At 70.1% G+C, this 20,179-nt stretch carries 20 protein-coding genes; 12 read left to right on the forward strand and 8 right to left on the reverse strand.

Annotated features, from left to right (window positions below; all coding sequences use genetic code 11):
- Positions 1-18: 18 nt before the first annotated feature.
- Positions 19-1,113 carry an ATP-binding cassette domain-containing protein gene (locus tag D581_RS0117465; protein ID WP_018958505.1) on the forward strand — a complete coding sequence of 365 codons (1,095 nt, stop codon included), beginning with the start codon at positions 19-21 and terminating at the stop codon, positions 1,111-1,113.
- 132 nt (positions 1,114-1,245) lie between these two features.
- Complete coding sequence (locus tag D581_RS0117470) at positions 1,246-1,992, forward strand: DUF1707 and DUF2154 domain-containing protein (RefSeq protein WP_018958506.1); 747 nt, start codon at positions 1,246-1,248, stop codon at positions 1,990-1,992.
- Positions 1,993-2,052: 60 nt separating this feature from the next.
- Here the strand turns inward: D581_RS0117470 and D581_RS0117475 are convergent, their stop codons facing one another.
- Positions 2,053-3,300: a GDSL-type esterase/lipase family protein gene (locus D581_RS0117475; RefSeq protein ID WP_018958507.1), complete on the reverse strand. Its 1,248-nt coding sequence runs from the start codon at positions 3,298-3,300 to the stop codon at positions 2,053-2,055.
- A gap of 142 nt (positions 3,301-3,442) precedes the next feature.
- Between D581_RS0117475 and D581_RS0117480 the strand changes: the two genes are divergently transcribed.
- A complete protein-coding gene (locus tag D581_RS0117480; RefSeq protein ID WP_018958508.1) occupies positions 3,443-4,876 on the forward strand; it encodes a DUF445 family protein in 1,434 nt (477 codons plus the stop codon).
- A 128-nt stretch (positions 4,877-5,004) separates the two neighbouring features.
- Here the strand turns inward: D581_RS0117480 and D581_RS0117485 are convergent, their stop codons facing one another.
- A complete protein-coding gene (locus D581_RS0117485) occupies positions 5,005-5,340 on the reverse strand; it encodes a hypothetical protein (RefSeq protein WP_026290604.1) in 336 nt (111 codons plus the stop codon).
- A 143-nt stretch (positions 5,341-5,483) separates the two neighbouring features.
- On the opposite strand from D581_RS0117485, the gene D581_RS01000000137380 reads away from it, so the two are divergent.
- The 3 genes from D581_RS01000000137380 to D581_RS0117500 all read left to right on the forward strand — a co-directional run bounded on the left by D581_RS01000000137380 (position 5,484) and on the right by D581_RS0117500 (position 7,979).
- On the forward strand, positions 5,484-6,308 hold the full coding sequence (locus tag D581_RS01000000137380) for an alpha/beta fold hydrolase (RefSeq protein ID WP_018958510.1): 825 nt from the start codon (positions 5,484-5,486) through the stop codon (positions 6,306-6,308).
- 98 nt (positions 6,309-6,406) lie between these two features.
- The gene (locus D581_RS0117495; RefSeq protein ID WP_018958511.1) at positions 6,407-7,006 is read left to right on the forward strand and encodes a hypothetical protein; all 600 of its coding nucleotides are present in this window, start codon (positions 6,407-6,409) and stop codon (positions 7,004-7,006) included.
- 205 nt (positions 7,007-7,211) lie between these two features.
- Positions 7,212-7,979 carry a TSUP family transporter gene (locus D581_RS0117500; RefSeq protein WP_018958512.1) on the forward strand — a complete coding sequence of 256 codons (768 nt, stop codon included), beginning with the start codon at positions 7,212-7,214 and terminating at the stop codon, positions 7,977-7,979.
- Between the two features lie 158 nt (positions 7,980-8,137).
- Here the strand turns inward: D581_RS0117500 and D581_RS0117505 are convergent, their stop codons facing one another.
- Positions 8,138-8,812, reverse strand: a complete 675-nt coding sequence (locus tag D581_RS0117505; RefSeq protein ID WP_486585843.1) for an excalibur calcium-binding domain-containing protein — start codon at positions 8,810-8,812, stop codon at positions 8,138-8,140.
- A 434-nt stretch (positions 8,813-9,246) separates the two neighbouring features.
- Between D581_RS0117505 and D581_RS0117510 the strand changes: the two genes are divergently transcribed.
- Entirely contained in the window at positions 9,247-10,245 is a 999-nt protein-coding gene (locus D581_RS0117510) for a phosphotransferase (protein ID WP_018958514.1), read from the forward strand.
- A gap of 200 nt (positions 10,246-10,445) precedes the next feature.
- Here the strand turns inward: D581_RS0117510 and D581_RS0117515 are convergent, their stop codons facing one another.
- Positions 10,446-10,811, reverse strand: coding sequence for a VOC family protein (locus D581_RS0117515; protein ID WP_026290606.1), 366 nt, complete (start codon positions 10,809-10,811; stop codon positions 10,446-10,448).
- A gap of 96 nt (positions 10,812-10,907) precedes the next feature.
- On the opposite strand from D581_RS0117515, the gene D581_RS0117520 reads away from it, so the two are divergent.
- Positions 10,908-11,909 (forward strand): WYL domain-containing protein, encoded by a 1,002-nt coding sequence (locus tag D581_RS0117520; protein ID WP_018958516.1) that lies wholly within the window; start codon positions 10,908-10,910, stop codon positions 11,907-11,909.
- A gap of 44 nt (positions 11,910-11,953) precedes the next feature.
- Positions 11,954-12,595: a nucleotidyltransferase domain-containing protein gene (locus D581_RS0117525; RefSeq protein WP_018958517.1), complete on the forward strand. Its 642-nt coding sequence runs from the start codon at positions 11,954-11,956 to the stop codon at positions 12,593-12,595.
- Between the two features lie 1,467 nt (positions 12,596-14,062).
- Here D581_RS0117525 and D581_RS1000000141310 read toward each other — a convergent pair.
- Entirely contained in the window at positions 14,063-14,932 is an 870-nt protein-coding gene (locus D581_RS1000000141310; RefSeq protein WP_486585847.1) for an endonuclease/exonuclease/phosphatase family protein, read from the reverse strand.
- 403 nt (positions 14,933-15,335) lie between these two features.
- On the opposite strand from D581_RS1000000141310, the gene D581_RS0117540 reads away from it, so the two are divergent.
- Genes D581_RS0117540 through D581_RS1000000139765 form a run of 3 tightly spaced genes read left to right on the forward strand, consistent with a single transcriptional unit; the run spans position 15,336 to position 18,068 of the window.
- Positions 15,336-15,731: a hypothetical protein gene (locus tag D581_RS0117540; protein WP_018958520.1), complete on the forward strand. Its 396-nt coding sequence runs from the start codon at positions 15,336-15,338 to the stop codon at positions 15,729-15,731.
- Positions 15,732-15,739: 8 nt separating this feature from the next.
- Positions 15,740-17,569, forward strand: a complete 1,830-nt coding sequence (locus D581_RS0117545; RefSeq protein ID WP_026290609.1) for an alpha/beta hydrolase — start codon at positions 15,740-15,742, stop codon at positions 17,567-17,569.
- Positions 17,562-18,068 carry a hypothetical protein gene (locus tag D581_RS1000000139765; RefSeq protein ID WP_486585844.1) on the forward strand — a complete coding sequence of 169 codons (507 nt, stop codon included), beginning with the start codon at positions 17,562-17,564 and terminating at the stop codon, positions 18,066-18,068. Before D581_RS0117545 ends, D581_RS1000000139765 begins: the two co-directional genes overlap by 8 nt.
- 209 nt (positions 18,069-18,277) lie before the next feature.
- On the opposite strand, the gene D581_RS0117550 is transcribed toward D581_RS1000000139765, so the two are convergent.
- The 3 genes from D581_RS0117550 to D581_RS0117560 all read right to left on the reverse strand — a co-directional run bounded on the left by D581_RS0117550 (position 18,278) and on the right by D581_RS0117560 (position 20,001).
- A complete protein-coding gene (locus D581_RS0117550) occupies positions 18,278-19,177 on the reverse strand; it encodes a JmjC domain-containing protein (protein WP_199787810.1) in 900 nt (299 codons plus the stop codon).
- A gap of 41 nt (positions 19,178-19,218) precedes the next feature.
- Complete coding sequence (locus tag D581_RS0117555; protein WP_018958523.1) at positions 19,219-19,581, reverse strand: hypothetical protein; 363 nt, start codon at positions 19,579-19,581, stop codon at positions 19,219-19,221.
- A gap of 177 nt (positions 19,582-19,758) precedes the next feature.
- Complete coding sequence (locus D581_RS0117560) at positions 19,759-20,001, reverse strand: DUF397 domain-containing protein (protein WP_018958524.1); 243 nt, start codon at positions 19,999-20,001, stop codon at positions 19,759-19,761.
- Positions 20,002-20,179 lie beyond the last annotated feature (178 nt).

Here is a 20,179-nt window from a genome sequence, read left to right on the forward strand (position 1 = left end):
ACGGAGGAGGGGACGGGCATGGGTGACGGCACGGGCACTGGCACGGGCACGGACGCAGGTGTGGGCACGGGCACGGACACAAGTGTGGGCACGGGCACGACCACGGGCACGACCGCAGGCATCGGCGGTGACACCGACGGCTTCATCACGCTCGACGGCGTCGAGAAGGTCTTCCAGGTCCGCCGCCGCGCCGGGCTGCTGCGCCGCGAGCGCCGCGAGGTGCGGGCGGTGGACGGGATCAGCTTCCGGGTGGCCCGCGGCGAGATGGTCGGCTACATCGGCCCGAACGGGGCCGGGAAGTCGACCACGATCAAGATGCTGACGGGCATCCTCACCCCGAGCGGCGGCCGGCTGCGGGTCGCGGGTATCGACCCCTCCCGCGAACGTACGCGCCTGGCACACCGCATCGGTGTCGTCTTCGGCCAGCGGACCACCCTCTGGTGGGACCTGCCGCTGCGCGACTCGTACCGGCTGATGCACCGCATGTACCGGATCCCTGACCGGCGTTACCGGGAGAACCTGGACCGCTGCGTCGAACTCCTCGACCTGGGGGAGCTGTTGGAGGTCCCGGTACGGCAGCTCTCGCTGGGGCAGCGGATGCGCGGCGACATCGCGGCGGCGTTGCTGCACGATCCGGAGGTGCTCTACCTGGACGAGCCGACGATCGGCCTCGACGTGATCTCCAAGGCCAAGGTGCGGCAGTTCCTGAAGGAGTTGAACACCGAGCGCGGGACGACGGTCCTGCTGACGACGCACGACCTCACCGACATCGAGCAGCTGTGCAACCGGGTGATGGTGATCGACCACGGCCGTCTGATGTACGACGGTTCGCTGGCGGGACTCCACGAGGTGGGGGAGAGCGAACGCATGCTCGTGGTGGATCTGGAGAGCGAACTCCCCCCGATCGTTATGGAGTCGGAGGAGGCGGGCGGCGGGCCGGCCCTGCGGGCGGTCAAGGTGGAGGGCCCGCGCCAGTGGCTGGCGTTCCCGGCCGCCGCGTCGGCGGCCCCGCTGGTGGCGCGGATCGCCGCGGAGTACCCGCTGGTCGACCTGTCGGTACGGGAACCGGACATCGAGGCCGTGATCGCCAGGATGTACGAGTCCGCGCCGTGACGGGCGCACTCCCTCGGGGCGGCGCGACGGGCACTCCTCCGGAGCGGCGCGCGCAGGTCACGGGCCTGAACGTCTGTGCCGGGAACGGGTGCGTTCAATAGGCTGCGCCGTATGACAAGTGAGAGTCCGGACATGCGCGCCTCCGATGCCGAGCGTGAGCGGATCGCGGAACTGCTGCGCGAGGCCGTGGCCGAGGGCCGCCTGGACATGGACGAGTTCGACCAGCGCCTCGAAACGGCCTACAAGGCCCGCACGCACGGGGAGTTGGAGCCGTTGGTCCAGGACCTTCCGGCGCCGGGTTCGATGGTCGCTCCGGTCGGCTCGTCCGCGCCCGCCCCGTTGCGGGGCTCCGCGGCGAACTGGCCCGCGAGGATCGGCGGCAACGCCACCTCGAAAGGGGCGTTCGCCCTGTATGGCGGGTTCAACCGGAAGGGCCGCTGGACGGTCGGCCGGGTGTTCACCGCGTTCGCGATGTGCGGCGGCGGCGAGATCGATCTGCGCGAGGCGCACTTCGAGGACCGCGAGACCGTTATCCGCTGCATCACCATCATGGGCGGCATCCATGTGACCGCGCCGCCCGAGCTGAACGTCGATGTCAGGGGCGTCGGCATCATGGGAGGTTTCGGGGAGGGCTCCAACGAGGAGGGCGAGCCCGCCCCGGACGCCCCGTACGTGCGGATCACCGGCTTCGCCCTGATGGGCGGCGTCGGCGTGGACCGCAAGCGGACGAAGGCGGAGCGCCGCCGGCTGAAGGAGGCGAAGGAGGCCGAACGGGAGGCGCGCCGCCGGCGCGAGCTGGAGGGCCCGGACGGCGGCGGTCCCGACAGCGGCGGCCCGGACGGCGGCGGCCCGGACGGCGGCGGCCGCAAGGAACTCTGAGAGCCCGGGGCGGGCACGGGGCCCGGATGGCCCCTCAGCGCCTCAGCGCCCCTCAGCGCCTCACAGCGCGTCGGACCGGGGTGCGCCGGCCCGGTCCAGGACCTTCAGGTCCAGCCGGTCGCCGAGCGCGCGGTACCCGTCGTCGTTGAGGTGCAGATGGTCACCGGAGTCGTACGCGGCGAGGATGCGGTTCGGAGCGGCGGGGTCGCGTACCGCCGCGTCGAAGTCCACGTACGCGTCGAAGACCGTGCCCGCCCGGATCTGCTCGTTGACGGCCTGCCGCACGGCGTCGCGCTGGGGCGTCCAGGTGGCGAAGCCCTCGAACGGGGTCAGCGTCGCGCCGACGACCGTGAGCCCGCGCGCGTGCGCCCGGTCGGTGAGGGCGCGCAGGCTGTCGACGATGCGCTGGGGGTCGGCCTCCTGGGGGCGCTGCTGTACGTCGTTGATGCCGAGCGCCACGACGACCGCCCGGGCCCCGGCGACCGCCAGGGCGTCGCGGTCGAGCCGGTCGGTGCCCGACTGGCCCCCGGTGCCGCGGCCGATGCCCACGACCCGGTTGCCCGCGATGCCCGCGTTGGCGACTCCGTACCGGCCGCCCAGCCGGTCGGCGAGGACGTCGGGCCAGCGGGCGTTGGCGTCGGTGGTGGAGCCGCTGCCCGCGGTCAGGGAGTCCCCGAAGGCGACGATCGCGCCGCGCGCGCTCTCGCTGCGGACGTCCACGGCGGTCAGATAGCGCCAGTGGGTGGTGCTCCAGGTGCCGCGTTCGTCGATCATGTACGAGGTCTGGTGCGTGTTGGGGTGGTAGGTGACCGGCCCGCCCGCCCGCGGGGTGCGGAAGCCGACCTGGAGGTCGGAGTCGGCGGCCACGGGCACCACGACCGGGTCGCTGATGACCTGTCCGCCCGCCGCGACGGTGACGGCGGCGGAGCCCTTGAAGGTCACCGGCCGGGTGTTGACGGTGGCCTGGTCGACGACCAGGGGGCCCGTGCCGAAGAGGTTCGACAGGGTTATCCGGGCGACCTCTCCGCCGATGCTGGTGTGCACGACGTTACGGATGGTGCGCCCGGGGAGCCCGTCCTCGGTGCCCGGTTCGGCACGGACGGGCGCGGCGGCCCAGGTGGTGACCCACCTGCCGCCCGAGGTCGCGGGGGCGACCGGGTTGCGGGCCGCCGCCTGGGTCTCGGCGGGCGGCAGCGGTGTCGACCGGTGGCCGGAGAGCAGCGCCGTACCGAAGGCGACGGCGGCGGCGAGCACGGCTGTGCCCGCCACTAGGGCGATGAGCAGGGCATACCCCTGGCGCCTGGGCATGTGCGGTGTTTCTCCTTGTGATGATCGTGCTGGTCCCATGATGCGACAGGCCGTCGGGAACTCGACGTGCGGCCCGGGAGTAGGGGAGGTAGGGACAATGCGTACGTCACGGGGGCGAGGCGCACGCGGACGGGTGGAGCGGATGGAACGGACCGGATCCGGCGAGCAGGAGCAGGGCGAGGACGCGGTGCAGAAGTCGGAGCGATCGGAGCATGCGGCGCTGCCGCCGGCACAGGAACAGGGGCAGGCACAGGCACAGACGCAGGCACAGACGTCGGGGCAGGCGCCGAGGGCGGGTGCGGGCCCGCTGGCCTCGTTCGCGTACACCGCCGCCGACGAGGAGAAGCAGCGCGGCGTACGGCGCATGAAACTCACGGCCACCGGCCTCCTTCTGCTCGTCGCGCTCGTCTACGTCCTGGCCACCTGGGCGAAGAACTCAGGCGTGGAGGGCTGGCCGGGCTACGTCGCGGCGGCTGCCGAGGCGGGGATGGTGGGCGCGTTGGCGGACTGGTTCGCCGTCACGGCGCTCTTCCGGCGCCCGCTCGGCCTGCCCATTCCGCACACAGCCATCATCCCCACCAAGAAGGATCAGCTGGGACAGTCACTCGGTTCCTTCGTCGGCGAGAACTTTCTCTCCGGAGACGTCATTCGTGACCGAATTCACGCTCTGGGGGTCGGCCGGAGGCTCGGTGTGTGGCTCGCGGAGCCGGCCCACGCCGACCGGGTCACCGCCGAGCTGGCGACGGCCCTGCGCGGTGCGCTCACCGTCCTTCGGGACTCCGATGTGCAGGCGGTGGTCGGCGAGGCCATCACCCGGCGCGCGGACGCGGCGGAGGTCGGCCCGGGCCTCGGCAAGATGCTGGAGAAGGTCGTCACGGACGGCGGCCACCGCAAGGTCGTCGACCTCGTCTGTGTCCGGGCGCACGACTGGCTGGTGGAGCACGGCGACTCGGTGATGAACGCGGTGCAGGGCGGAGCCCCCGGCTGGACCCCGCGGTTCGTGGACAAGCGGGTGGGGGAGCGGGTCTACAAGGAACTGCTGCGGTTCGTCACGGAGATGCGGGACATGCCGGAGCACCCGGCGCGCGGCTCCATCGACACGTTCCTGACCGACTTCGCGTCCGACCTCCAGAGCGACGCCGACACCCGGGCGCGGGTGGAGCGGCTGAAGTCGGAGATCCTGGGCCGCGGCGAGGTCCAGGACGTCATCGCCTCGGCGTGGTCCTCCGTACGGACGATGATCCTCTCGGCGGCGGAGGACGAGCGCAGCGAACTGCGGCTGCGGGCACGCGCCTCGCTGATGTCGCTGGGAGCGCGGCTGTCGAGCGACGAACGGCTCCAGGGCAAGCTGGACGGCTGGCTGGAGGACGCCGCGGTGTACGTCGTGACGACGTACCGCGCGGAGATCACCTCGCTGATCAGCGAGACGGTGGCCGGCTGGGACGCGGACCAGACCTCGAAGAAGATCGAGGCGCACATCGGCCGCGACCTCCAGTTCATCCGGATCAACGGCACGGTGGTCGGCGCGCTGGCGGGCCTGGCGATCTACACGGTGTCGCACGCGCTGAGCGGCTGAGCGACTGAGCAGTTGGGTGGCTGAGCGACTGAGCGGCTGAGCGACTGAGCAGTTGGGTGGTTGAGCGGCTGGGTGGCTGGGCGTCCCGTCGGCCCGCCCTCGGCGGCGAGGTCGGGCCGGCGATCGGCTCAGGGGTTCGCGCCGCGCCGCGTGACGGCCCAGGAAGCTGCGGCCACGCCGCCCGCGACGGCGAAGACGGCGGGCCAGGCGCCGACCTTCTTGGCGAGCGGGTGCGATCCGGCGAAGGCGGCGACGTAGGCGACGGTCAGTCCGGCGGCGGCACGGGGCCCCGCCTGGCGGTTCCACTCGTACGCGGCGAGGGACCCGGCGGCGGCCAGCGCGACACCGCCGAGCGGCCGCTTCCTGGTCCACCGGGCGACGCCGTAGCCTCCAACGAGCCCGCTCGCCGCCACTGCCGCTGCCGGGATCCTCACTACCGCCCTCTTCACCATCGCCGCCACCATCGCTTCCTGTGAGCCGTCGGTACACCTGTGGTTGCACACCTGTGGTTGCCTACTCCGTCCGAGGCTAGCCTTCGGGGCGACGGTGCCGCCGGGCGGGCCGGACCGAGGAGTGCGGGCGGCGGACGCGGAGACAGGGGTGTCGGGTGGGAGCGGTCACGACGACGGTGACGGTCGAGCACGGCGAAGCGGCGGGCGGAACCGGCCCCGTACGCCTCTCCTGCACCGATCACGGCGGCGCGGGCCCGCCCCTCCTCCTGCTGCACGGCCTGGCCGGTCATTCCGGCGAGTGGGAGGCGCTGGCGGCCCGGTTCGCGTCCACGCACCGGGTGATCGCCTTCGACGCCCGGGGCAGCGGGGCGAGCACCCGCCGTCCCGGGGACGTGACGCGGGCGGCGCACGTCCGCGACGTACTCGCGGTCGCGCGCCGGTTCGGTCTGGCGGGGGAGCACGCGGTGCTGGCCGGCCAGTCGATGGGCGGCCTCACCGCGCTGCTGACGGCGGCGGCGCACCCGGAGGTGTGCCGCGCGCTGGTCCTGATCGAGGCGGGCCCGGCGGGGCCGAGTCCTCGACTGCCGGAACAGATAGGTGACTGGCTCGACGCGTGGCCGGTTCCGTTCCCGGACGCGGGGGCGGCCGAGGTGTTCTTCGGCGGCGGGCCCGCGGGCCGGGCCTGGGCGGCGGGGCTCGTGCCGGGCCCCGGCGGGCTGCACCCCCGGGTCGACCGGGACGTGATGGTCGCCACCGTCCAGGAGAACGCGCACCGGCACTTCTGGGACGACTGGGACGCGGTGCGCTGCCCGGTCCTCGTGCTACGGGGCGAGAACGGCGCGATGAAGCCGGACGAGGCGGACCGGATGCGGGCCCGGCACCCCGGGACGCGGATCGGCGTGATCCCGGGAGCCGGCCACGACGCCCACCTGGACAACACGGCTGCGGTGTACGGGGAGATGGCGGCGTTTCTCGGGTGACCGCTCCTGGCCGATCGCGGGGTTCCCCGCGTGAGGGCGGGCCGCGGTGCCCTGTGCGGGCCGGGTAGGGTCTGGACCCTTCGCACGAGGGGGGTCTCATGCTGTTCCGTAACGCTGCCCGTACCGCCGCCGGTCCGGGTGACCGGGTCGTCGCTCACCGTCCGGCCCGAACCGGCTGGCGTACAGGGGCACTTGCGGTGGTCGTGGCCGCGGCGCTGGTGTCCTGCACCCAGGCGTCCAGCGGCGGCGGCCCCGACGGGGACGTTCCGGCCGCGTCCGCGGATCCGGCGGCGGACCAGGAGCGGATCGCGGAGGACACCGAGAACGCGGACCAGGCCGAGCGGGAGGCCGCCGCGGAGGAGCCCAACGCCGTGGTCACGCCCGGCCCCGAACTGGTCCGCAGCGCCTTCGCGACACTCCAGGCGACGCTCGACGACACCTGCACCCCGGGCGCGGGCGACTGCGCCTACTTCCTCGGCCGGGTCACCCGGGAACTCACCGAGCTGGACGAGGCGATGCGGGCCGACGACAAGGGCCCCGGCCACTTCAAGCAGCCGCTCGCCGACATGAAGGTCCTGTTCGACACGCTGGGAGACGACCGGTCCGAGGCACACCTGGAGAAGTACTTCTCCGAGATCGTCGGCACCCGTGACGGCATCAACACCTGGATGCAGGACCACCCGGACGACTACCGCTGACAGGAACCACCGGTTCGACGGGTCCTGCCGGACCCACGAGTCTCATGATGCCCATGAGCCCCGCCGGGCCCGCCGGTCGCCTCCGACCGCCCGCCGGAACACGAGAACGTGCGCCAACCGTCCCGCCCGGCCAGCACCCGGCCGCTCTGTCCGCGTGCGCCGGTGGCATGTCACGTGAGTGAGTGAGGGAGGGAGGGAGGGAAGAGTGGACCTGTACGAAGTGCTCGGCCTGCTCGCCGCCGCGACCGCGGCGGGCTGGGTGGACGCGGTGGTCGGCGGTGGCGGGGTGCTGCTCATCCCGGTACTGCTACTGGCCTTTCCCACGTACTCGCCCGCGGTGGCGCTCGGCACGAACAAGATCGCGGCGGTCATGGGCACCGCGACCGCCGCGTACATGTACCAGCGACGCACCGAACTGGACCGCTCGATCCTGCTGCCGACCGCGGGACTGGCGATCCCCTTCGGCGCGTTGGGCGCGCTGTCCGCGTCGAGCGTTCCCGCGAGCTATTTCCGGCCCGTCATCATGGGCCTGCTCATCACGGTGGCGCTCTTCGTGGCCTTCCGGCCCGGCTTCGGGGTCCAGCAGCGGAACATCGTCGTCACCCCGCGCCGCCGCAACGCCGCGATCCTCGTCGCGGGCGTCGGCATCGGCTTCTACGACGGGGTCTTCGGGCCCGGCGTCGGCACCTTCCTCATCATTTCCTTCACCACGCTCCTTGCGACCCAGTTCCTGGAGAGCGCGGCCATGGCGAAGGTGATCAACGCCTCCTCCAACCTGGGAGCCCTAGCGGTCTTCGCCTGTCAGGGGAACGTCCTGTGGGCCCTCGGCCTGGGAATGGCGGTGGGCAACATCGTCGGCGCGATGATCGGGTCACGTACCGCGATGAAGAGGGGATCCGGATTCGTCCGGGTGGTTCTGGTGCTCGTGGTCTCCGGCATGGTGATGAAGATGGGATTCGACCAGTTCGTCTGACGGGTGCTGACGGGTGCTGACGGGTGCTGACGGGTCCGGGCGGGTCCGGGCGGCCAGGCCCGGGGCGGGCGGGGGCCTGACACGGGGCCTGGCGGCCTCACCGGCACACCCGAGCCCGCCCACCCGCCCGCCTCCCGCCCCTGCGCGGGCATCGCGGCTCACTCGCAGCCGACGCCGTCCCCGTCACGGTCCAAGTGCCGCCCGTAGCCGGGGTCCCCGGCCCGGATGGGGGCGGCGCCGGCGTTCCGTACGGCGGTGCAGTTCGCGTAGGAGACGCTGCCGCCGCCACCCCCACCACTCGTACCGTTTCCGTCGGAGGAGGAGGAGGAGGACTCACCCCACGGCTCACAGCCCACGCCGTCACCGTCGCGGTCCAGGTGGGGTGCGTAGCCGGGATCGCCCTCCTCGACGGGAGCGGCTCCGGCGTCGCGGGCGGCGTCGCAGTTCTTGTAGTACGCGGGTGCCGGGTCCGTCGCCTCAGGGGCGGAGTCCGAGGCGTTCGAGGCCGGAGTCGGAGTCGTTTCGGTGGCGGCGGCGGTGACGGTGATGCGGACGACGGCGGTGGCGGCGGGGACCTCGGCGCCCTTGACGAGGACCTCGTACGTGAGCTTGTCCTCGCCGGCGTACCCGTCCCCGGCGGTGTACGTGACCGTGGTCCCGGACACCGATGCGGAACCGTGGTCGGGCTCGGTGTCGATGCTCAGGGTCAGTTCGGCGGGGTCGTAGGTGTGGAGCAGCGCGGCCCGGTCCCCGTTCTCCAGGGTGACGGAGTCGTTGTCGAGGACGTCCACGTCCAGGCTGTTGCCCGCGTCCATGGTCTGCTCGTCGTCCATGAGCGCCAGCGCCCGATCCACGGAGGCCGCAGAACCGACTGACGCGGCGCCCTTCCCGCCTTGGTCGTCCGTGGTGCCGTCATCGCCTCCGCACCCCGTCAGGATCAGCGCGAGCGCGCCCGCTCCGGCCGATATCCGTATGCGGAGGAACCCGCGCCCGGGCCGCCGTGACTGCTTCCTCGTCTGCATGTGTTGCCCCCAAGGCCGAACGCTGTGCTGTGGAGCAGCCGATATTCGCAGCGCGGCCGGGCGTACATCAGGGGCATGTCGGAAGCGAAGCGGAATTGTGATGAGAGCGTGTACAAAGCGTGTAAGGAGGCGAGGGCGAGAGGCGAGCCGAGAGGCAGGAGCCGAGGGGGTGGCGGGCAAGGGCGACGGCAGTGGGTGGAGCCGGCCACCCCGGTCCTCCCCGGAGGGCCACTACGGTGTCCCGTATGAAGGACCGTCCGACCGATATCGACGAAACCGTCCTGGCCGCCGCCCTCGGGGCCTGGGGCATCGAACCCGTCGTACTCACCCACGCCCCGGTCGGCTTCGGCGACCACCACTGGGTCGCGGCCGACGCGGAAGGCCGGCGGACCTTCGTCACGGTCGCCGACCTCGCGCACAAGCCGCACTGCGGGCGCGACGCGGCCGAGGCGTGGACGGGCCTGAGTCGCGCCATGGACACGGCCGCCACGCTCGAATCGGCCCTCGACCAGGCGGCGTTGGTGGCACCGCTGCGCACCGGCGGCGGCGAGACGCTACTCCGTCTGACCGACCGGTACGCCGTGAGCGTCTTCCCGTACGTGGAAGCACCCACCGGCCACTTCGGCCAGGCGCTGGGCCCCGGGGCGCGAGGGGTGCTGGTGAAGCGACTGGCCCAACTGCACGCGACACGCGCCCCGTTGACGGCCCCGTCCCATGACCCGGCGCTGCCGGGCCGCGCGGCGATCGGAGCGGCGCTGGCCGATCCGCAGCGCTTCCGCGCGGACGCGGGCCCGTACGCGCAACGCTGCCAAGCTCTGCTGACCGTCAACTCGACTGCCCTGCGGTCGACGTTGGAGCGCTACGACAGCGGCACGGCGCAGCTCATGTCCGACGCGTCGACCGCCGCCACCGTGGTCACCCACGGCGAACCCCACCCCGGCAACGTCCTGGATCCCGGCGGCCGTACCCTCCTGGTCGACTGGGACACCGTCGCCCTCGCACCGCCGGAACGCGACCTCTGGCTCGCCACCGACACCCAGGAGGACCTGTCCCGCTACGCCGAACTCACCGGCCACCACCCGGACCCGGAGCTGCTCGCGTACTACGAACTCCGTTGGGCGCTGGACGACATGGTCTCCGCGCTCGACATCTTCGCCACCCGGCACCCGGACACGGCCGACACGCGGCAGGCGTGGGAGGGCCTGGTCGACGCGGTGACCGCGCTGACGAACCGTCGGTGTTAGGCCCTGTCTGTCACGTGCGGAGTGAGAGGGGACCTGCCGTATCGAATGTATGGGCGGCACTCGCCATCTTCGCGGCGGGCGTGACGGTGCGAGGCGGAGTCCGGCGTGGTAGCGAGCGGCGAGCTTGTCGACGGTCCCTCGCGAAGTCGGACGGCGGCAGGCGCGACGCCTGTCGTGCGCGCCTGCCGCACTGCGGTCTCTCAGTCCTGCGGTGCGACGCGGATACGGTTCCCGTCGGGATCGGCTGCGAGGAAGGTCAGCCCGAACCCCGCGTCATGGGGCTCGCGCAGAATGGTGACCCCCTTGGACCGCCACTGCTGGAAGGTCGCGTTGAGCTCGTCGGGCCCACCGTCGATGGCCAGGCACACCTCACTGGTGCGCGGGACGTCCGGCGACAGATCATCGAACTGGCCGGACCACAGGGCGAGGTCGGCACCCGGCCCGAGGTCGAAGGCGCTGTATCCCGGGGTCTCGAACGACGGGCTCAAGTCGAGGAGGTCGCCGTAGAAACGAGCTGCGGCGGCGGAGTCGTTCACGTAGACGATGGACACGACGGATGCGGTCATGATCATTCCCTTTCACGGTTCGTTCGTGGGTACGCGTCCACCAGCCTGAGCGGTATATGCGCCGCATCCTGTCGCCATTTCTGAAAAAGTCGGTGTGTGACCCCAGACCGCTTCTTCGCCCTGATGCTGCTCCTCGAATCGAGGGATGCCGTGACGACACAGGAGCTCGCCTCGGCGCTCGGAGTGTCCCTTCGAACCATCAACCGGGACCTGAACTGGCTCCGTGACGCCGGTCTGCCGGTATCCGCACACCGGGGCCGCCTCGGAGGCGTGACCATGCTGCCCGGGGCCGGGCTCGACCTCACGCGACTGACACCGGGCGAACGTGATCATCTGTCGCTCACCGGGCTGGATGAGAAGCAACGCGCGGAGCTCGACGTGTCGGTGGAGAGCCGGCGCGCGCTCTCCAAGATCTCCGCCTCCGCCGCACAGGCACGCCGAGTGCGCGAGCACCTGCCGCTCACCGACGTAGTGCACGTGGACAGCCGCCCCTGGCGTCAGGTACGAGCTTCCGGCACGACTCCGGCTTCGCTGATCGGCGCGGTGCGGCGGGGCCGCCGGTTACGGATCGAGTACGACAGCCCACGCGAGCCACGTCCACGCGAGCTACGGCCACCCGAGCCATACCCACGCGACCTGGTCGTGGATCCCTACGGACTGTTCGCCAAGGCCGGCAGTTGGTACCTCGTCGCCGACCGCGACCGAGTGGCACGGATGTACCGACTCGAACGCATCACGACGTGGAAGGAAGTCGACCAGCCCCGTCGCATCCGCGAGAACCAGACTTTGGCCACCGTCGCCGCGGCGCTCATCGAGCAGTGGGAAGACCGCCACGCGATAGAGGTCAGCGCCACCATCGACGAGACCCAGATCGAGCGTGCGCAGCGGATCTTCGGCCTACGGCTCATCCCGGGCGACCATGAAGAATCCGCCACCGGCCGCACGGTCACGATCTGCTTCCTGCGTCTGGAGGACGTGCGCGCACTCCTGCCGTTCGGCAGCGCCATCACCGTGCACGGCCCCGCCGAAGTCAGGGCTCACCTCCGTGACCTGGCCATCAGCCTCGCGGACCACTATGCGCCGTCACCGACGTCCTGACCCGGGCGTCGGTGTCCGCGGGTAGCTTCCTGTAGCTTCCTGCGATGAGCGAGCAACTGCCGGGCGGCGGCATCGAACTGTCACCCGAAGAGATCGAAGGCCTCGACGCCAGGTGGTCGTCCAGTTGGACTCCGGGTGAGGTCGCGCGGCGGCTCGCCGGGATCAGCACGCCGTGGTGTGTGGCGGCGGGCTGGGCGCTGGACCTGTTCCGGGGCGGGCAGACGCGCGTACACGGGGACATCGAGATCGCCATTCCGGAGGCGGGCTTTCCCGAGGTCCGCGGCCGCTTCCCCGGATACGTCTTCGATGCGGCGGGCAGCGGCCGGATCTGGGAGGACGCCCCGCCGGAGACACTGGCCGCCGTTCACCAGACTTGGCTCCGCGATCCGGCCACCGGCAACTACCTGCTAGACGTGTTCCGGGAACCGCACGACGGCGACACCTGGATCTGCCGACGGGACGAGGGGATCCGGCTCCCGTACCGAGAGATCGTCCACCACGCCCAGGACGGCATCCCGTATCTGGCACCCGAACTCGTACTCCTGTTCAAGGCCAAGCACGGCCGCCCGAAAGATCAGAGGGACTTCGACGTGACCGTCCCGCACCTGACCCGGGCGCAGCGCGCGACTCTGGCGGAGCTGCTCGCCCGCGTACACCCGGGGCATGCCTGGCTCACGGATCTGTAGCAGGGAACGACTGGCGCAACGGCGCACGGTGGTAGTCCGGTTGCGAGCCGGGTGGTGAGCGGGGGCGCACTTTTCGCGGACGTCGTAGCAGGTCGAGAGCGTGCGGTACCGTGACGACGACATCACGCTCTGTGCGCGCACGTAGGCGGGCATAGGGCGGCCCCCGGAGGTGCGTCAACACCCACCCGAGGGCCTAACACCCCCAGTGGAAAGAGGCCACTAGAAATGCTGCGTCATGTTATCGCGCCCTCATCGGGCTGGACCAAAGCCCCGCACACGGTCGTACGCGACCGGCGTATGAACAGCGATGCGAAAGTCCTCCTCCTGTACGTCCAGGGCCTCCCCGACTCCGCCACGGACCGCCCGCTCGGCGAGCTGGCACGGAAACTGGAGATCAAGGGCCGCACCTACCAACTGGCCAAGAAGCAACTGGTGGAGCACGGTTACGTCCACGAGTGGCGGGCCCAGGCCGATGGCGGACGCTGGGCGACGGAGCAGCTGTTCACGAACACGCCGCTGACGAGCGACGAGGCCAGGATCGTACGGGCGACGCTGGAGCCGGACGGCGGGCGCACGCCGGGAGTGGCGGCTGCCGCTGCCGCTGCCGCTTCGCCTCCGCCGCCGGGTAAGCGGTATCCGACGGTCGGCGGACCGGCTCCCCGGGCGGCCGGTGGCTATGAACCGGAGGAAGACCACAGTGATAAGACCACTCCCCACCCACCCTCCGAAGCGGAACGACCGGAGCAGCGCCGAGCGCAGCCGGAACCGGAACCGGGACCGGAACCGGGACCGGGACCGGGACCGGAGTCGGGGCCGGGGCTGAGGCCAGAACCGGAACCGGAACCGGTACCGGGGCTGAGGCCGGAACCGGAGCCGACACCGGAACCGACGCGGGAAGTCCAACCCTCTGCGGCCGATTCCACCGGGGCACCCCACGCGGCCCCGGCACCTCATGCGGCCCCGCCTCCCTACCCCGCCCCGGCACCCCACCCCGCTTCCCAACTGGCCAAGGCGGAACGGCTGCTGCTGTCGCTGCGCCACACACGCCGCGACCTGTTGCTGGGGGTGCGGGAGGCGCGCGGGCTGGCGGTGGAGGCGGTGAAGTGGCTGGAGGGCGGCTTGTCGGAAGAGGATGTACGGCACGCGCTCCTGGCCGCCAGGCCCGAGGGAGGGGTGCACTCGGCGGTGGGCTTCCTGCGCCACCGTCTGATCCAGAAATGCCCGGTGCCCCCGCTGCCCGCTCCGCCGCCCCCACCGCCCGTCAGGGAGCTGATCGCCTGCGCGGGCGAGGGGGAGGAGCACGTCTTCCGCCCGCTGGGCGACGAGACGCTGTGCGTGGAGTGCCGCAGGGCGGCGGCGTACGCGAGCTGGATGGTCGACACGGACACGTACGACTTCCCCGAGGACATGACCTGGAGGCAACGCGTCGAGGCGGTACGGAGGGCCGACGCGCTCCGAGCCGCGCACTCACCTCAGGAGGAGGCGGGCGGCGACGGGCAGATGGTCGCTGCCGGTGGCGGGCAGGGTGCGGATGTGGCCGACGGTGGCGGAGCGGGCCAGGACCTGATCGATCCGGGCCAGCGGGAGGGAGGCGGGGAAGCTGAAGGCGAAGCCGCGCTCGGCCACGTTCAGGCGTGAGGTGAGAGGCTCCAGCCCCCGGTCCTCCACGGTCCCATTGAGATCCCCGAGCAGAATCACCGTGTCGACGCTCTCGGCGGCGATGGCACGCCCGAGCAACTCGGCGCTCTCGTCTCTCCGTTCGGACGCGAGCCCACCCGCGCCGACCCGGACGGAGGGCAGATGGGCGACGTACGCCGCGACGTCCCCGTACGGCGAATCGACGACGGCACGCACGCCACGGCTCCACCCTTCCGCGATGCTCGGCGGCTTGATGTCGACGGCCCGCTCTCCGCTGAGCGGGTACTTGGACCAGAGCCCGACGGTGCCCCGGACGACATGATGCGGATAGTCGGCGGCGAGAGCCTTCTCGTACACGGACAGCTGCGGAACCACCAGCTCCTCCAGCGCGACGAGATCGGCGCCGGTCCCGACCAGCGCCCGGGCGGTCCCGGCAGGATCAGGGTTCTCGTCACTGACGTTGTGCTGGACGACGACGAGCTCGCGCCCCTTGCCTTCCGTACCGGGCAGGAGCAAACCGCCGAAGAGATGCACCCAGACCCCCACGGGGAGCAGCACCGCCACCAGGGTGACGGCGGACCGCCGCACCAGGGCGAGCACCAGCAGCAGAACGACGACCACGCCGGCCCACGGCAGAAAGGACTCCAGCAGACTCCCGACCCGCCCGACGGCGTTGGGTACACCCCGGTGGAACGCCATCACCCCGGCCAGCACCACGGCAAGCACGGCGAGGACCCGTCCCCGCCGGCCGTCTGCCGCTCCCGGGACTTCCTGCCCCGCCACCGCCGCCCCACCGGGGTCTGCCTGCTCCGCCATGTCTTCCCATCCGCTTGGTCCCGCTTGTAGGACGAGTGACCGGGCGGACAGGGTTCCGACCCACCACCAGGATCTGGAGCAGGGAGAACAGGGAGAACACGGAAGGAACAGGGCCGCATTTGATTTGGCCCACGGCAGCCGGAGATCATGTCGGCTCAACCCGAGGCGCCCGGGAACGGGGCTACGGGAAACGGGGATATCGGGGACGACGGGGAGAACTTCTACGGTGGCGTGGGACGAATGGGAGCAAATCAAAGCTGATGTCGCGGTGAGTGGTTCGGCGCAGATGCAGCTGAACCAGGCCCCGGCGGAGGGCGGAACCACGGGCGGCGCGACTTCGGGTGATCTGAAGTCGAACAGGAAGACGTGGGTCAAGGCCGGTGAGGGAGTCGCCGGCCTCAAGGACGGCGTCGGCAAGGCGCTCGCGAAGCTCGCCGACGGTCAGACGGGGCTGGGGGACACCACCGGGTCGCAGAGCGCGGCGGCACAGAAGGAGCTCTACGCCTCGTGGAAGAAGTACGTGAGCGATGTGAGCGGCCGCTGTGAAGCGTTGGGTGGACTTCTGCGGGGAGCGGGCCACGATCTGTCGAAGTCCGACGAGGAAGCTCAGGCGGAGCTGGAGAAGCTCAAGGTGAAATACGGGGACACCGAGCCCGTCGGTGGCCAGGCGAAGGAGAAGTGAGCCCGGTCATGGACCTTGCGACGCTCAAAGCCTTCAAGCCGTCGGAGTACGAAGAGGCCGCGGACGGCTATCGGACGACCGGTGACATGGCCTCCGAGGCCAAGGACGCGCTCGACAACCGGATCAGTGTGGAACTCCGCAACCAGCTGGAGGGCGAAGCGGCGAAGGCGGCAGTCGAGGAACTGAAGAGCCTCTCGAGGAACTTCCACTACACGCAGACCGAGTGCGGCCTGGTGAGCACCGCGCTGAACGGCTTCGCCTTCGACATCGCGGTGGCCAAGCGCAAGCTGGAAGCGGCCATGGAAGACGCACGGGCCGACGGCTGCACGGTGAACGCGAACGGCTCCGTCTCGTATCCGGCGGGCAGGAAGCCCGGTGACGAGAAGACGGCGGACGGCGGCACGGTGACCGGGAGCGCGGGAGGCAGCCCGACGTCCGACGCGCTGGAACGCCAGGCGATGAACATCCACCCGAACCCGTACTACGGCAGGGCGATGGCCTACGCGAACCGCATCGCCGACGCCCTGGAAGAGGCCACGGACGCGGACACGAAGTGGGCGCCGAAGCTGCGCGCACTGAAGGCCGACGACGACTTGGAGGTTTCCCACCCGGACTGGGCGGACGCGCAGTCGGACACGGGCGGAGTCCGCGAGGCGGGCAAGGCCTACCTCGACTCCCTGCCGGAGCCCCCGAAGGACGGCAGCCCGAAGGACAACGCGGCCTGGTGGAAGGGGCTCAGCGCGGAGGAGCAGTCGGCGCACCTCGCCCTGAACGCTGCTTCGATCGGAGCACTGGACGGGCTGCCCGCCGTGACGCGTGACGAGGCCAACCGCACGGTTTTCGCGGAGAAGCGCGGCGAGTACGAACAGGCCCTGAAGGCGATCCCGGCCGCGCCGACGAAGTACACGTACATCAACACCGCCAGAGGCCTGGTCAGGGTGCAATCCGACGAGTACATGGCGTGGGACGACAGATACAGCGACAGGAAAAAGGAGCTAGAGGGCTACCTCAAGGGGATGGACCAGATCCAGGACCGCTTCGACCGGACCGGCGTGCGAGGCCTCCCCGAAGCGTACCTGCTTGGCTACGACCCTGTGGGTCACTCTGACGGAAAAATCATCCTGGCGAACGGGAACCCTGACACCGCAGACCATACGGCCGTATATGTGCCGGGGACTAAAGCCAACATCGAGAAGATCGCTGAGGGCCCTGGCTTGGGTGACTTGGGTAGGAGCGAGAGGCTGTGGGCGGAAAGTGGAATGATGGCTCCGGATAAAAGCTTTTCCACTATCACTTGGCTCGACTACGACGCTCCCGACAAGGTAGTAGGCGAAGCCACTCGCGGGTCGTACGCAGAAGATGCCGGCCCGACGCTGCGCAGCTTCATGGAAGGAAACAGGGCCGCGCATGAAATCAACCCCGGAAACCCAGGCCACACGACGCTTATTGGGCACAGCTATGGAACCACTGTTGTGGGCGTTGCCGCCCAGTCCGACATCGGGCCGGTCGGGGAATTCGGGCCGACCCCACGTATTGCTGATGATGTGATCGTTGTTGGCAGCCCCGGCGTGCAGGCCGACCATGCGGCGGATCTGGGAATCGGCGCTCAGCACGTGTGGGCCATGGGAGGGCCCGGTGACGACCAAATCGTCCGTCAGGGAGGCCGCTTGGTCGGACTCGGCGACAATCTCACGATCCCTACCGACGAAGGTTTCGGCGGAAACATCATGAAGAGCGACTCGGCTGATCACGGTGGGTTTTGGGATCCTGAATCGACCAGCCTCAGAAATCAAGCGGCCGTGATTGCGGGAAAATATGATCGAGTCCAGCATGACTAGCAAGACACGCAAGGCTGCAGCCTGCGTAATCCTCTTCTGCTCGCTTCTTTTGGGGTGTTCCGGGATGAACGAGAATGGCGCCGACGCTCCGGTGCGTGCCAGTTCCGAAGTGCAGGACGAGGTCGAGAAGGTTTCGAGCTCGATCCTGGAGATCCTTTCGCTGAAAGCGAAGATGACCGAAGCGGGTGCCATGATCTCTCCGTGTGAGGGAGGAACCGTTCGGGCACATCACCCCTGGGGCGTCTACGGGCCTCCCGCTGAGAAGCTGGAAGAAGCGATGGGCAGATTGCGGGGCCAGCTGCCCAAGAAGGGGTGGAAGATTGTAAAGGACGGCCCAGATGATAGTCAGGGGAAGAGTCCGCAAATTGTCGCCGATTCGACCGATGGGAAATTCTCCGTCGATGCCCGTTTCCATGGCAGGCAGAGCGACGATCCGGCCCAAATTGAGGTCACCGTTCAATCAGCGTGCTTCCGCCCTGAGGCTGGATCCACGCCCTGAAGCTCCAGTCGGGGTGTGGACAGGGCGAACCCACTTCGCGAAGGGTAAGACGCAAGCCTGGACCTGATGGTGGTGTCCGGCTGCTATCAGGTCCCGGACGGCGAGAAGGTCGACCGGTTCTGAGTACGCCGCAGTGACACCGGAGCGGCGTGAGGCAGCTCGTGCTGCCGATCACGCCGCCCGGTTTGGTCGGCTCCTCGCTCAGCGGATCACGTCGTGTACTCCTTCTCCGATACGGCGGTTCGGGCCAGGAGCCGAGCGAAGTCGTCCACATCGAGACCGGCCAGGTGCTCGACCAGGGCCTGCCGGATGTCCCGCACATGTCGGGGCAGCTGTGGCCCCGTGAAGTCGCGGGGAAGGATGACGCGTCGGAAGGCGTCCTTCTCGATCACGCAGCTGACGAGCTTCTCCGCGACCCAGAGCGGCGTGCGTTCCCGGATCGCGAACGTCAGGTGGATGCTGCGGTCCTGCGCGTCGAGCGTATGAGGGTTGTGCACCCACCCTCTCGGCAGGACCAGGGACTGACCCGGCCGGAGGTCAACCTCCCGATCGGGCCCCACGGCTTCCCACTCCGGGATGAAGTCGGGCTGCCAGACACGGAAGGACTCCTGGTGCTCGCGCATCGGCGCGGGGAACTTCGGCCGCCAGAGCTGCCATCGCTTGACGCCGGCGATCTGCACGATCACGGCCATCTGCTGATCCCAGTGGTGGAGCAGCCCTTGGCTCCCGGGCGGGGTCACGAAGGCGTGGGAGTAGTTGCTGTAACCGGTCTCCTGCTGAATGCCGCGGGAGACGTCCGCCAGGAAGGGGACGACCCGCTGCAGGTTGCCGAGCCGGATCGTGTGGCCGTCCTCGTAGAGGCTCCGCAGCTTCGCCGGGTCGGTCCGGCCCGCCGTGCGATGGCGGTCGGGGTGCAGTGCCGTGCCGTCACTCACGACGGCGATCTCGTCGGCGGGCACGCACCCGGTGTCCAGGTAGTGGTCGATGGTCTCCGGGTTGATCACACGGTCGAGCTCGCCGGCCTCGCGTTCGTACACGCATGGCTCGTCCGGCCAAGAGGTCAGGAGCGCTGTCACGCCCGGTTCGGGCAGTAAGAGGTTGAGTGACACGGATGGCTTCCTCGCTTCACGTCACCGGAGGGGTACGGAGGTCAGGCGGGCGGGAGGGGGCACGGGAGACCGGGGTGGTGGTGGTTGAGGCAGCACACCACCGAGAAGGAGACCAGGCTCTGGGACTTGGTGTAGTGCACCCAGCAGACGTCGACCCCTCGGGGAAGGGAGTCCAGCGCGTGCGCGATCTTGTGCTCCAGGGTGACGTAGGCGCGGCCGCCGTCGTCCCTCTCCGCAGGGGGATTCGCCTCGTACGTGCTCTTCAGCCAGGTGACGGCAGCCACGACACGGGTCCAGGTGCGGTCTGTAGCCGTCTGGTTCTGCCGCATGAGCCAATGGCCGGTCATGAGGGGCGGCAGCGTCGAGGCGACGAAGGCCCGGGTCTGTTCGGAGTTCAGTTCCACACCCGGACGGCGTAGTGCCTCTTGGCCGTACGCGTCCCTGCTGCCGGTCCACGGACCATATCCGTGCCAATGCCCTGACCAGGTCATCTGCGCCCTTCGCTGGGGGAGAAGGGCCGGTCCGGAGACTGTCCGGTCCGGCCCACTACGTGGTGCTTCGTGCTCAGGAAGGGAGCCAGATTAGAGCGTCAGGCCCCTCGTCCTGACCCACCCGGTGGCGAAGTCGTCGAGCTCGGCCTCGGTGAAGCGCAGCTCCTTGCCCGCACCCTCGGGCTTGCTGTCACGGATGACGAAAGAGGCCGCCGCCCCGGGGATCGCGGCGAGGCTCACGCAGGTCTCGTTGGAGCCACCGGCGTTGCCGCCGCAGTAGGCGGCGAAGGCGTCGGCCGACGGGAGCGGCAGTGCGTAGAGGTTTCCGTTCATGGGAGAGTCCCTTTCGGTGCTGATGTCGCGGAGATTCGGTCTCCGCACCGTCGTGCTCCTGGCCCCGCCCGGCTGCCGACCGTCCATGGAGACAGCCGGGCGGGAGTCTGTGAGGCTGGATGGGGTGTGCCATTCAGGCCTGCGGTGCGTGGAGGGGCGCGGTGCCCGGCTACCGGCC

It is taken from the genome of Streptomyces sp. CNB091 (assembly GCF_000377965.1).

What these genes read in the sequence shown, in the direction of transcription:
- D581_RS0117465 (WP_018958505.1), top strand. Translation starts at nt 19, where the DNA reads ATGGGTGACGGCACGGGCACTGGCACGGGCACGGACGCAGGTGTGGGC.
- D581_RS0117470 (WP_018958506.1), top strand. Translation starts at nt 1,246, where the DNA reads ATGCGCGCCTCCGATGCCGAGCGTGAGCGGATCGCGGAACTGCTGCGC.
- D581_RS0117475 (WP_018958507.1), bottom strand. Translation starts at nt 3,300, where the DNA reads ATGCCCAGGCGCCAGGGGTATGCCCTGCTCATCGCCCTAGTGGCGGGC.
- D581_RS0117480 (WP_018958508.1), top strand. Translation starts at nt 3,443, where the DNA reads ATGGAACGGACCGGATCCGGCGAGCAGGAGCAGGGCGAGGACGCGGTG.
- D581_RS0117485 (WP_026290604.1), bottom strand. Translation starts at nt 5,340, where the DNA reads ATGGTGGCGGCGATGGTGAAGAGGGCGGTAGTGAGGATCCCGGCAGCG.
- D581_RS0117495 (WP_018958511.1), top strand. Translation starts at nt 6,407, where the DNA reads ATGCTGTTCCGTAACGCTGCCCGTACCGCCGCCGGTCCGGGTGACCGG.
- D581_RS0117505 (WP_486585843.1), bottom strand. Translation starts at nt 8,812, where the DNA reads ATGGACGACGAGCAGACCATGGACGCGGGCAACAGCCTGGACGTGGAC.
- D581_RS0117510 (WP_018958514.1), top strand. Translation starts at nt 9,247, where the DNA reads ATGAAGGACCGTCCGACCGATATCGACGAAACCGTCCTGGCCGCCGCC.
- D581_RS0117515 (WP_026290606.1), bottom strand. Translation starts at nt 10,811, where the DNA reads ATGACCGCATCCGTCGTGTCCATCGTCTACGTGAACGACTCCGCCGCC.
- D581_RS0117525 (WP_018958517.1), top strand. Translation starts at nt 11,954, where the DNA reads ATGAGCGAGCAACTGCCGGGCGGCGGCATCGAACTGTCACCCGAAGAG.
- D581_RS1000000141310 (WP_486585847.1), bottom strand. Translation starts at nt 14,932, where the DNA reads ATGGCGTTCCACCGGGGTGTACCCAACGCCGTCGGGCGGGTCGGGAGT.
- D581_RS0117540 (WP_018958520.1), top strand. Translation starts at nt 15,336, where the DNA reads ATGCAGCTGAACCAGGCCCCGGCGGAGGGCGGAACCACGGGCGGCGCG.
- D581_RS0117545 (WP_026290609.1), top strand. Translation starts at nt 15,740, where the DNA reads ATGGACCTTGCGACGCTCAAAGCCTTCAAGCCGTCGGAGTACGAAGAG.
- D581_RS1000000139765 (WP_486585844.1), top strand. Translation starts at nt 17,562, where the DNA reads ATGACTAGCAAGACACGCAAGGCTGCAGCCTGCGTAATCCTCTTCTGC.
- D581_RS0117560 (WP_018958524.1), bottom strand. Translation starts at nt 20,001, where the DNA reads ATGAACGGAAACCTCTACGCACTGCCGCTCCCGTCGGCCGACGCCTTC.